This window comes from Arcobacter sp. s6 (assembly GCF_040884245.1).
GTDB lineage: Bacteria > Campylobacterota > Campylobacteria > Campylobacterales > Arcobacteraceae > Aliarcobacter.
In genome coordinates this window covers 144,873-157,150 of sequence record NZ_JBEVTN010000001.1, presented here as the reverse complement: position 1 = coordinate 157,150, position 12,278 = coordinate 144,873, and the positions used below count along the sequence as shown (strand labels likewise).

Annotated in this window: 13 protein-coding genes; 7 read left to right on the top strand and 6 right to left on the bottom strand. The window is 26.8% G+C overall.

From position 1 onward, the window contains the following. Nucleotides 1–12: 12 nt before the first annotated feature. From ABVS04_RS00730 to ABVS04_RS00720, 3 genes are all read left to right on the top strand, one after another. Nucleotides 13–819, top strand: coding sequence for a peptidylprolyl isomerase (locus ABVS04_RS00730; protein WP_368028734.1), 807 nt, complete (start codon nucleotides 13–15; stop codon nucleotides 817–819). 10 nt (nucleotides 820–829) lie between these two features. Further along, nucleotides 830–1,900, top strand: coding sequence for a class II fructose-bisphosphate aldolase (gene fbaA / locus ABVS04_RS00725; RefSeq protein WP_368028733.1), 1,071 nt, complete (start codon nucleotides 830–832; stop codon nucleotides 1,898–1,900). 92 nt (nucleotides 1,901–1,992) lie between these two features. Continuing rightward, nucleotides 1,993–3,429 (top strand): leucyl aminopeptidase, encoded by a 1,437-nt coding sequence (locus tag ABVS04_RS00720; protein WP_368028732.1) that lies wholly within the window; start codon nucleotides 1,993–1,995, stop codon nucleotides 3,427–3,429. Here the strand turns inward: ABVS04_RS00720 and ABVS04_RS00715 are convergent, their stop codons facing one another. The 4 genes from ABVS04_RS00715 to pedF are packed head-to-tail and all read right to left on the bottom strand — an operon-like array spanning nucleotide 3,430 to nucleotide 6,367. Further along, the gene (locus ABVS04_RS00715; protein WP_368028731.1) at nucleotides 3,430–4,338 is read right to left on the bottom strand and encodes a quinoprotein relay system zinc metallohydrolase 1; all 909 of its coding nucleotides are present in this window, start codon (nucleotides 4,336–4,338) and stop codon (nucleotides 3,430–3,432) included. Continuing rightward, nucleotides 4,335–5,075, bottom strand: a complete 741-nt coding sequence (locus ABVS04_RS00710) for a quinoprotein dehydrogenase-associated SoxYZ-like carrier (RefSeq protein ID WP_368028730.1) — start codon at nucleotides 5,073–5,075, stop codon at nucleotides 4,335–4,337. Before ABVS04_RS00710 ends, ABVS04_RS00715 begins: the two co-directional genes overlap by 4 nt. 9 nt (nucleotides 5,076–5,084) lie before the next feature. Continuing rightward, nucleotides 5,085–5,954 (bottom strand): substrate-binding periplasmic protein, encoded by an 870-nt coding sequence (locus ABVS04_RS00705; RefSeq protein WP_368028729.1) that lies wholly within the window; start codon nucleotides 5,952–5,954, stop codon nucleotides 5,085–5,087. Nucleotides 5,955–5,965: 11 nt separating this feature from the next. Continuing rightward, nucleotides 5,966–6,367 (bottom strand): cytochrome c-550 PedF, encoded by a 402-nt coding sequence (gene pedF / locus ABVS04_RS00700; RefSeq protein WP_368028728.1) that lies wholly within the window; start codon nucleotides 6,365–6,367, stop codon nucleotides 5,966–5,968. Nucleotides 6,368–6,511: 144 nt separating this feature from the next. Between pedF and ABVS04_RS00695 the strand changes: the two genes are divergently transcribed. The 4 genes from ABVS04_RS00695 (at nucleotide 6,512) to ABVS04_RS00680 (ending at nucleotide 10,458) form a co-directional block, all read left to right on the top strand. Then, entirely contained in the window at nucleotides 6,512–7,474 is a 963-nt protein-coding gene (locus tag ABVS04_RS00695; RefSeq protein WP_368028727.1) for an ABC transporter substrate-binding protein, read from the top strand. Between the two features lie 14 nt (nucleotides 7,475–7,488). Then, nucleotides 7,489–8,223, top strand: coding sequence for an ABC transporter permease (locus ABVS04_RS00690; protein ID WP_368028726.1), 735 nt, complete (start codon nucleotides 7,489–7,491; stop codon nucleotides 8,221–8,223). Between the two features lies 1 nt (nucleotide 8,224). Next, entirely contained in the window at nucleotides 8,225–8,938 is a 714-nt protein-coding gene (locus tag ABVS04_RS00685; protein ID WP_368028725.1) for an ABC transporter ATP-binding protein, read from the top strand. 320 nt (nucleotides 8,939–9,258) lie between these two features. Then, a complete protein-coding gene (locus tag ABVS04_RS00680) occupies nucleotides 9,259–10,458 on the top strand; it encodes a hypothetical protein (RefSeq protein ID WP_368028724.1) in 1,200 nt (399 codons plus the stop codon). 149 nt (nucleotides 10,459–10,607) lie between these two features. On the opposite strand, the gene ABVS04_RS00675 is transcribed toward ABVS04_RS00680, so the two are convergent. Together ABVS04_RS00675 and ABVS04_RS00670 are read right to left on the bottom strand one after the other, a co-directional pair. Beyond that, nucleotides 10,608–10,949, bottom strand: a complete 342-nt coding sequence (locus tag ABVS04_RS00675; protein ID WP_368028723.1) for a hypothetical protein — start codon at nucleotides 10,947–10,949, stop codon at nucleotides 10,608–10,610. Nucleotides 10,950–11,409: 460 nt separating this feature from the next. Next, nucleotides 11,410–12,189, bottom strand: a complete 780-nt coding sequence (locus ABVS04_RS00670; RefSeq protein ID WP_368028722.1) for a hypothetical protein — start codon at nucleotides 12,187–12,189, stop codon at nucleotides 11,410–11,412. Between the last annotated feature and the right edge of the window lie 89 nt (nucleotides 12,190–12,278).

Below are 12,278 nucleotides of genomic sequence, written 5' to 3'. Positions count from 1 at the left end.
TCAAGGAAAATTATGAAAAGAATAGTGTCAAGTTTAGTTGCTTCAATAGCTTTAGTGTCAACGTTAAATGCTGCAGATATTTACGCTTCAGTTGATGGTGAGAATATTACAAAAAAAGATATTACTATGGTATTACAAGATCCAAGAATTGATTTTGATAAACTTCCTGATACTGCTAAAAAACAAGTTTTAGAACAAATTATAAATAGAAAACTTCTTTCTAAAAAAGCTTTAGAAGATGGTATTGACAAAGATCCTCAATATGTTGAAGCCATTACTAAAATTAAAGAAGATTTAGCTTTCCAAGTATGGCAAAAAAATGAAGTTCAAAAAATTAAATTCACAGATGCTGAAAAACAAGATTTTTATAACAAAAATAAAGATAAATTCATAGTTCCTGAGAACTTAGAAGCTAGTCATATTTTAGTTAAAACTGAAGCTGAAGCAAATGAAATTATTAAGCAATTAGATAAAGCTACTAAAAAAGAAGATAAATTTAAAGAATTAGCAAAAACAAAATCTCAAGATCCAGCTGGTAAAAATGGTGGTTATTTAGGTAAATTTGCAGCTGATCAAATGGTTCCAGAATTTTCTGCAGCTGCAAAAACTTTAGCAAAAGGATCTTATTCAAAAACTCCTGTTAAAACTCAATTTGGTTACCATGTTATTTATTTAAAAGATAAAATTCCTGGTAAATCATTATCTTATGCAGAAGTTGAAAGTAATATCTCTCAAATTTTATTAGGAAATAGTTATAATAAAAAAGTAAAAGAAATTACTGACGAATTAAGAAAAGACGCAAAAATAGTTATTAATTAAGGAGATTAGTTTGGGTGTATTAGATATTGTAAAGCCAGGGGTATTAACAGGTAGTGAAGCAAAAAAACTTTTTGCTTATGCGAAAGAAAATAATTTTGCAATTCCTGCGGTAAATGTTGTAGGAACAGATTCAGTAAATGCTGTACTTGAAGTTGCTGCTAAAGTTAATTCACCAATTATAATTCAATTTTCAAATGGTGGAGCAAGTTTTTATGCTGGAAAAGGTTTAAAAACTTCTGATGCTGCTGTTCTTGGTGGAATTAGTGGTGCAAATCATGTTCATACAATGGCTGCTGCTTATGGTGTTCCTGTTATTTTACATACAGATCATGCTGCAAAAAAACTTTTGCCTTGGATTGATGGATTATTAGATGCAGGAGCTAAGCATTTTGAGCAAACTGGACGTTCTTTATTTACTTCTCATATGTTAGATTTAAGTGAAGAGCCTTTAGAAGAAAATATTGAAATCTGTGTTGAGTACTTCAAAAGAATGAATGCCCTTGATATGATGATTGAAATTGAACTTGGAATTACAGGAGGAGAAGAAGATGGTGTTGACAACTCTGATGTTGATAATGCTTTACTTTATACTCAACCTGAAGAAGTTTGTTTTGCACATGAAGAGTTAAGTAAAGTTGGACCTAACTTTACAATAGCTGCATCTTTTGGAAATGTTCATGGTGTTTATAAACCAGGAAATGTACAATTAAGCCCAAAAATCTTAAATAATTCTCAAAAGTTCATTCAAGAAAAACTTGGAACTGCATCAGCACAACCTGTTGATTTTGTATTCCATGGCGGATCTGGTTCATTACTTGAAGAGATTAGAGAAGCTATTACTTATGGTGTTATTAAAATGAATATCGATACAGATACTCAATGGGCAGCATGGGATGGTGTTAGAGCTTATGAAGCTAAATATCATGGTTATTTACAAGGTCAAATTGGAAACCCAGAGGGTGAAGATAAACCAAATAAAAACTACTATGATCCTAGAAAATGGTTACGAGCTGGTCAAGAATCAATGATTGCTAGACTTGAAGTTGCATTTTCTGATCTTTGTTCATTAAATAAAAACTAATTAGAAAAAAAGGTAGGTAATTTATATTATCTACTCTTTTTTGAATAAAAATTTCATATAAAAACTATATAATATATTCAAAGGAAATTCTAATGAATATAACTCTAAACAAAAAGAAAAACAATCAAACCCAATTATCTGTTGAAATAATCATTTTAAATAAAATTAAAAATTTATCTGAAGATGTAAAAGAAACTCTAGATAATATAAACTTTTTAAAAAAATCATTTAATACTCATTTTGATATAAAAAACAATAAACTATATGTTTCATGCCTAAAATTAAAAGATGAACATATAAAAATAGCATTTGCAAAAGCTATAAAATTATTGAAAAATATAAAAATCGAAAATATAAATATAGATATCATTCAATGTAAAAATGAGTTAAATATTCAAACTATTGTTGAAGGTTTAGTTTTAGGTAATTATGAATTTTTAGAATATAAATCTTCTCAAAATAAAGAAAATATTAAAAATATTGAAATAATTACTTGTAAGTCAGAAAAAGAAAAAACTCAATTAGAAGCAGATTTAAAAAAAGCTCTTATTATTTGTAATAGTGTAAATTACACAAAAGATATTGTAAATAGTTCACCTGAAGATTATTATCCACAAATTATGGCAGATGATGCACAAGAAATCGCAAAAAGTAAAAACATCACATGTAAAATCTTTGGTGAAGATTATCTAAAAGATAATAATATGAATGCTATGTATAGTGTAGGTATTGCTTCACCACATGAAAGTAAACTAATTCATCTTACATACAAAGCAAAAAAACCAATAGCTAAAATAGTATTAGTTGGAAAAGGCGTGACATATGATACAGGTGGGATGAGTTTAAAGCGTGGTGATGGAATGGTTTCTATGAAATGTGACAAAGCAGGGGGTGCTAGTGTAATGGGTATTATACACGCTCTTGGATGCCTTAATTTAGCTTTCGAGGTTCATGGCATTGTTGGTGCTGTGGAAAATATGATTGGTGGGGATGCTTATAAACCAGATGATATTTTAAAAGCTGCTAATGGTAAAACAATTGAAGTTACAAATACAGATGCAGAGGGGAGATTGGTTTTGGCTGATTGTTTACACTATGCTCAAAAAAATATAAAAGACTTTGATTATATTTTTGATTTAGCAACATTAACGGGAGCATCTATTGGAGCTTTTGGTGGATATACAACGGCTGTCATGGGATATAGTGAAAAACTAAAAAAGAAGATTTTAAAAGCTTCAAAAAAATCAGGTGAATTAGTAGGTTTTTTACCTTTTAATGATTATTTAGAAAAACTTTTAGAAAGTTCTGTGGCTGATTTCGTAAATACAAGTCCCAATAAAAATGGAGCTGCAATCACAGCCTCACTATTTTTAAGTAAATTTATAAAAAATAAAAACAAGAAAAAATGGCTTCATTTTGATATAGCAGGACCTTCTTATAGAAAAGAAGTTTGGGCATACAACTCTTATGGGGCAACTGGAGTTGCAGTTAGATTACTTATTAAGTTTATGGAAGATTTGAAAAAATAGTTATTTCAAATCTTTTTCATATGAAGGATATAGGTTTATCACAGATCTTTCAAACTCTTCTTTAAACATAGTAAAACTCTCAAACTCTTTTGGAATAGGTTTATTTAATATCTCATAAATATCTAATCCCTCTTTTGCACTATTTCTAAGTGTATTTTGTAAAAACTCTAAATAAGCAATATTTTCTTTTATAGGCTCTTTTGTTGTAGAGCTAATTCCATGTCCTGGAACTAAAATAGAGTAGCTTATTTTTTCTAACTCTTTTAGTGATTTTATCCAATTATCAAGATTTGCATGGGGAGTAGCTAGTGTTCTTTTGTAAAAAACTAAATCAGAAGAATAAAGTATTTTTGTATTCTCATCATAAATTGCTATATCACTTTGTGTATGTCCATCAAAATATAAAACTTTTAATTTATATCCATCAAAATCTAACTCTTTGGTTGTTAAAATTTGATTAGGAGCTTTTACTTTTGTTTTATCCATAGCTTTTTGAATAATATTTACTAAATTCACAATATATAAATCACCATTAGTTTCTATCTCATTTTTTGTATATTCACTTGCATAAATATCACTAGTAGAAAAAGCACTATTTCCTAAAAAATGATCCGGATGATGGTGAGTATTTAAAATATATTTAATAGGTTTCTTAGTTATCAATTCAATTTGTTTTTTGACTTGCTCCCCATATTGTTCTGAGCTTCCTGTATCAATCAAAATTACACTATCTTTTGTGATTATAAAAGAACTATTTGCAATATCACCACCATTTTCTTTGGAAAAGTACTCTTCTTTTCCATAAAAGTAGTAACTATTTTCAGCCAATTTTATAGGTGTTAATTTATAATCAAAATCATTTGAGAAAACATATGATATTAAACAAAAGAAAAAGATTAAAGATTTCATTTTATATCCATATTAAATTTGTTTCCATCAATATCAAAAAATTCTATTTTATAATCTTTTGATTCAACTAATGTTTCAAAAATAAATCTTGGATTTTCACTAATAGATGAGTAAGCATCAATTTTTGCTAATATTTTATCATCTGCTTTTATAGTAATTTTATTTATATAAAATTCACTATTTCCAAATACAAGTCCTGTTTCCATTGGATGAAAAATCGAAGCTTTTAATCTAATTGAATCGGGTGTTTTAAAAATATTTCCCTTTACTTTTCCAAGAAGCTTATCAAAGTTTGTATCAGATGAAGCTACACTAGAAACAGAACATCCTCCTCCAAAACTTTTGATATTATTACTTCCCACATGCCAAAGTCCTTTATCATCTAAAACTAAAGCTCGAATAGGTGTTTCTTGTGCAACTTTCATATTTAATGACACTATTGGAAGAAGATTTACTAAATCCATATCAATTACTTTATCAATTGGATTTAAGTCTGCAAATATAATTAATCTTTTGGCATTCTTAATAGCTTTTGCATCTACAAAGATTGGAACTTGTACAGGATTATCGGCAAATAATGGAACTTGAATATTGATATTTTTATCATCAAATATATATTTGTCATTTTGTATAATATTTTTTATAATATCGTCAAAAGTTGGAGACTCAACTGGATTCTTTCCATAAGAGTTTTGAACTAGTAAAAAACTTACTAATAAAACAAATATATATTTCATAATTTCTCCTTATTGTGTTTTTGCTATAGGGGGTAAATATTCAACTCCAAAGCTTTCAAAGATTGTTTTAATCTCACCTTTTTTATAAGCTTCATCCAACAATCCATCAACATGGTAAGATAAATCTCTATAAGAACTAGAAACAGCTGTAGCTAAATCCCATTGAGATTTCATTTGTGGAATATCTTGAGATAAATAGTATTTATCTTTATTGTTTTTATAGTCAATTAGAAATTCAATTTGTGATTTTAATCCAGCGATTGCATCTAGTTTTCCAGTTTTAAAATCATTTATTGCATCTTGAAAATTTGAATAATGCTTAATATTTCTTTGTAATAAACCTCTAGCAAACCCACTTAAATGTAAATCAGGAAGCATATCTATTTCTACGCCAATAGTTTGATAAGCAAAAATTGCTAAAGTTTTTATTTGTGGGATTATTTTTTTATTTGTAGCAATTATCCATTTCTCACTTTGATATGGACCTTTAATTGTTACTCTTTCATTTTCTAATTCACCTGTTGATTTATCTGTCATTCTTAGATAATCATAATCATAGGGAATTCTAAACATAATATCAGCTTTTGTTTTATGTATTAGATTCCCTCTCCATATAGTGTTTCTTAAATCACTTGCAAGATTTTCATCAAAGCCTGTAAAATACCATATGGGTTTTACATTTAATGAGGCTGCGACCTTTTTACCAAGCTCGATGTCAATCCCTTTTTCTATACCATCTTCAATATAAGAGTAAGGTGGAAAGTTTTCATAAACAGCAATTACTATTTCCCCACTTGCTTTTATATCATCAATACTTCTTGCAAATAAATTTATTGTAAGAATTAATATTAGAGCATATAATTTAAGAATATTTTTCATATAAATACTTTTTATTCTTTTGGTAATGATACTAAATAAGCTCTAATTGCCCACATAGCTTCTTGGTTTAAAACACCTTCAAATGGAGGCATGTAAACATTTCCATTTCTAACAGCTCCCCCTCTTACTCTTTCCATATACCACTCATCACCATCAATACCATCATCTAAAGCTCTTAAATCAGGTGCAATTCCACCAGAAATAGCATCTAAACCATGACATCTAGCACAATTCTCACTATATGCATATTTACCAAGTTTTATTGCTGCCTCATCACCTTTATAAGGATTTTCTTCTAACCATTCAGCTCCAAGTGGCTTTAAATTTTTAGTATCAATAGCTTGTGGAGTAACACTTCCATGTCCAAAAGCTAATATTGTTGTAGCAAGTAATGCTAGTGTAATTTTTTTCATTTCTCGTCCTTTTGTTTTTATGTAATGGAAGTATAAACAAATTTTATAGCCTAATTATAGCGACAAAAATTATCACCAAATGGCTATAATTGGGCTATAAAACTTATATACAATTGCTCTATAAAAAAACATAGAGGTAGAAAAGTGATATATAAATTAATTTCAATTTTATTATTAAGCATAATAAGTTTATACGCACAAGGAAATTTACGAATAGGTGTTTTAGCATTTGGAACTGTAAATTGGGAATTAGATGTTTTGAAATATCATAACTTAGATAAGAAATATGGTTTTAATTTAGATGTTGTTGAACTAGCTTCTAAAAATGCCCAGTTAGTATCTTTACAATCAAAAGATGTAAATATGATTGTAAATGATTGGATTTGGGTAAATGCACAAAAAGTAAAAGGAAAAGATTTTAGTTTTTATCCCTATTCAAAAGCTACAGGTACATTAGTTGTAAATGAAAATAGCAAGATAAAAACATTACTTGATTTAAAAGGGAAAGAGCTTGGAATTGCAGGTGGAGTTTATGATAAAACATGGTTGTTATTTAGAGCATATAGTAAAAGTAAATATGATATAGATTTAAAAGATATTGTAAATCCTTTATATGCATCTGCTCCAATTTTATATAAAAAGATGGAAGATGATTCTTTGGAAGCTGCGATTAATTTTTGGCATTTTAATGCAAAATTAGAATCAAAAAATATAAAACCATTAGTAGAGATTAAAGATATATTAGAAGAATTAGGAATCAAAAAAGATGTATCTTTTGTGGGTTGGACTTTTGATACTCAATTTGCAAATAATAACAAAGAGATAATCAATGGCTTTTTAAAAGCTTCAAAAGAGAGTAAAGAAATTCTAAAAAACAGTGATGAAGAGTGGAATAGAATTAGAAATCAAATGAATGTAAAAAATGATAAAGAGTTTGAAGCACTAAAAAATGGTTATAAAAAAGGAATCATTGAAGAGTTTGATGATAGTAATATCACTGATTTACAAAAAGTATTTAAAATACTTTTAAAAGAGGGTGGAAAGAGTTTTGTTGAAGATAGTGTTTTCTTGGATAATAATATATTTTGGAATTTTGATTCAAAATAGAGCTTGAAAATACTATGAATAATCCTAATAAATTTTTATCAATATTTGCATTTGTAATATTATGGCAATCAATTTCAATATTAGCAAATACTGATGTTTTTCCCTCAGTTGTAGATATATTAAGAAGTTTTTTTGATCATCTTTTAAATAAAGAGCTAGTTCATCATGTATCAATAACACTACAAAGAGTTTTTATTGCATTTTTTATTGCAATGATTATTGGAGTTTTTTTTGGAATTATTATGGGGTTATTTTCTAAAATTGATTCTTTTTTAGATATTTTTCTAATAATTGGTTTAAATATGCCAGCACTAGTGACAATAATTATTTGCTATATTTGGTTTGGTCTAACAGATTTTTCGGCAATACTAGCAGTTATCATAAATAAAGTTCCAATAATAATTGTAAATATTAGAGAAGGTGTAAAATCTATTGATAAAAAATATTTAGACTTAGCAAGTATTTATGAAATACCAAAAAAAGATGTTATAAGAAAAATATATTTACCTCAAATTTATCCATATATTATGGCAACAACAAGACTTACTATTTCATTGGTTTGGAAAATAGTTTTAGTTGTTGAGTTATTAGGAAGAAGTGATGGTGTTGGTTTTCAAATTGCATTATTTTTTCAAGATTTTGATATTACTTCTATTTTTGCATACTCTTTTGCTTTTATTTTTATTGTGATTTTAATAGAAAAAATATTTCTAAATCCAATAGAAGCAAAAATGAGAATTTGGAGATAATATGATTAATATAAATATAAAAGAGAAATTTTTTAAAGATATAAAAATATTAGAAAATATTAAAATATCAGTAAGAGAAGGCGAATTTTTATCTATTATTGGACCATCTGGCTGTGGTAAAACTACACTTTTAAATATAGCTTCATCTTTAGATAAAGATTTTAATGGAAAAGTTACTATATCATCTTCAAATATAGGATTTGTTTTTCAAGATCATAGATTAATCCCTTGGCTTACTATAAAAGAAAATCTTCTAATAATCTCAAAAGAAAAAGATATGAATCATATAAATGAACTATTAAAAATAGTAGGATTAAATGATATTTTAGATGTTTATCCAAAAAATCTATCAGGTGGAATGGCAAGACGAGTATCATTTGTAAGAGCTTTTATTAATAAACCAAAAGTCATATTTTTAGATGAGCCTTTTATCTCACTTGATTATCCAACTGCAATGGCTTTAAAAAAGGATTTTTTAGAACTATGTAAAAAATTTAATGTAACAGTTATTTTAGTAACCCATGATTTAAGTGAAGCAATTTATTTATCAAATAGAATTTTGTTTTTTAGTAAAAATCCTGCAAGTCAAATACTTGAATATGAAAACTCAAATAATCAAGAGTTTGATTTAAAAAAAATAGATGAACTAAAAAATCAAATACTAGAAACTTACCCAAATATATTAGAAGGATTTTTATGCAAAAGATTTTTTTAAAAATATTCCAAAGAATGCCATTGTCTTATCTCTTCCTGTTTATGAAAATGAAAAAGAAGAAAAACAAGTATTTATTATGTTTGAGATAAAACATATAAAGAGTTTGCAAAATATAAATAGAAAACCCCTTTATTTCATACTATAATATAAGTTAAAAAAACAGTAAAAAATAATTTTTTATCCTATGCTATGATTAAGCTATTTAAGCGCTATATCTAGGCTATTTTAGGGCTATTGCAGGGCTATATTAGTCAGATATAATAACGAATACGGAATTTGTTTTTAGGTGAATTCTTGTAAAAATTAGTTAAGGACTGAAGATGAAAAAATTAGGGTTATTAAGTTTAGCTGCGTCGCTTGCACTTACATCTGCAATGGCAGGAAATGTTGAATTAGTATCAGATTTAAAAATTTATGGAGATGCTGATGTAAGAGGAATATCTGTAAAAGGTGATACAGATACTGTAAAAAAAGATAAACAAGTAATCGACTCAAAAATCAGAGTTAATTTAGATTTTAAAACATTAGAAAATGTTGTTGTTCACACAAGAGTTGAGCTTAAAAACGATGCATGGGGAAATAATGATAATGACGCTTTTACATGGGATGAAGCAACTGTCTTAGTACCATTTAATGAAAATAAATTTTTATTAGCAGGACGAGTAAATGATACTTATGGGACACCTTTTTATGGTTCAAATGGAGATAAAATTGATTTAGCTTTCTTAGGTTATACACCTATTGAAAATACTTTATTATATGCATTTGATTTTAAAGCAGTTGAAGGTACAAATGAAGACCAAAATACATTCTTAGGTGCAAACTCAAGTGGAACTGGAACGGGTGATTTTGATGCTTATGGTTTAGGTGGACAAGTGACACTTGATAAACTATTAGTTGGTGGAAGATATGTTTATTTACAAAATAATACAGAAACAACTGTAAGTTCTGGAATTTATAATGATGCTACAAGCCATATGTTTAATGCCTTTGCAATGGGTGAAGTTGCAGGTTTAGATATTCAAACACAAATAGAAAAAAGAGTAGGGGATAGAAGTAATTCAACAGCAGGTCAAAGTGATGAAAAAATGTTTGGAGCTTATTTAAAAGTTGCTAAACAAATAGATAATCTAAATATTGGATTTGCTGCACTTACTACAAAAGATGGATATGTGTCAGGTGAAAATTTACCAGTAACATATTTAACAAATGATGATTTAGGAACAGCTTCTCTTGATAGAGTTGGAAAATATGGAGATACTACAATTGTAGCTTTAAATTTAGCATATGATTTAACAAAAGATTTAACACTAGAATCAAATTTAGCTCAGCATATTATTAAAGATGCAACATTTAGTAGTATCAACAAAGATTTAAAAATCACAGAATATGATGCAGGTTTAGCTTATGAACTTAATAAAAGTGCAACTGTAAGTTTAAGATATGCATTAGGTACATTTGATGAAGGTAGTTTAGAAGATATGCAAACAGTTGTAGCTGCTGTTGAAGTTAAGTTTTAATAATACTACAAAAGAATAAGACCCTAACTTTGGGTCTTATTTTTTATTTATTTTATATCTGTAATATGTACTCTAAATTTTAAATTATGATTTTTGAGGATAAAAGAATGTAAGAAAATGATTACTTAGTTAAAAATTTAAATTAGTAGTTATCTTGGATTTATATTGTAAATAGTATCTTTTACTAGCATTTTGTACATTTTTACTTCTCTGTTGTCTATTGTAGTATTTTTATTAAATATTATTGCAGTTGGTCTTATTTCTAGAGCAAGTTCATAAGAGATACATAACGCTTTTAAATTATTACTGAAAACAATAATATTTTTTCCATTGCAACCTCTAAACATACTATCTTCCTTCCCCTCATCGATAGTTCCAATTATTTCGACGTTTCCAACAATAGTCCAGCCTATCATTCTTGATAGTTCTCTTTCCAGATTTCCAGCTTGTATGTTTAATATAAATATAAAAAAGACAATTATTAATTTCATTTATCTTCTTATCCTCTTTACTATTGAATTTTAACTTATTAATAGATATTACCTTATGATAGGACAATATAGTCATAGTTTAGTTATCATTAATTCTTATTGTTTTAGTTTTGCTTTAATTTTTAATATTAAGTGTTATTAGTTTTTTCACTTCTTAAAACTAATTTATTATTATACTCAATTTACACTTTTTATGGTTAATTTGTTTAAAATTTAAAATAGATACAAGTGAAAATCCAATAACAAGACTAAGAGATAAAGTAGACAGACGCTACTTCTAGCTAAAAATATACTAAAAAATTCAATTGGATTATCTCTTCCTGCTTATAAAAATGGAAAAGAAGAAAAATAAGTATGAAGATAAAACTTATAAAGAGTTTGTAAAATATCCTTAAAAAAACTTACTAAAAGTGGAATCTTTATAAAAAAATTGCATGGCATCTTTTTCACTTTTTTTTATTTAAGATTGATTTACTTCTTCGATTAATTTAATTGATTGATTATCTAAAACTTTTATTTTAAATTCTTTTTTTTCACTAAATATATTTACACCTTTTGTAACTTCAGAATAAGCTTTACGAAGGTCTTGCATTACTGTTGGAACAGAAGTATATATGGTTAAAGCAATAGCCATAACATTAAAAAAACCCAAAACTTTTTGCCAATTAGTTTGTTTCTTTTCTACTTCTTTAATTACTTCTTTATAAACAATAATTAACTTTTCTTTTTCTTGTTGGGGAATTGTCGTTTCATTTGATAATTCGGTCAAAGATTTATTTAAATATAATAATATTTCATTTTTATCTATTTTTGTTTCTTCAAAAATAGAATTACTATTTTCTAGTTCTAAATATTCATCATATTGTCTTTTTAATTTTTTAATAGCAGGCTTAAAATCAATAATTATTTTAACAATACTTTCAAGTTGAGCATTCTCTCCTCTCTCACTAATTATGCCATCTAAAAAAGTTTTATTTGATTCATCTTGAATTTTTATTGCTAATAATACATATAAATTTCTTAAGTTTACTAATATTGCAATACTTCTTAAACTTGAGTCAAAGTTATTAAAAGCGTCTTTACCAATACGAATTGCAAGTTCTTTACTTTTTTCAATTTCATCGCCAAAGTTATTTAAAAATTGCATTTCTTCTTTTTTAAATTTAAACACATTACTTCTAATTGTTCTGAAAATACATTCTTCTATATTTTCAATATTCTTTAATAATTCCTCTATCATACTTTATCTCTGTTTTTTATTTTATTTTAACTAATGTATACTTATATTTTAAAAGCAAAATATTTTTTAGATAATAAGATAAAGTTTAT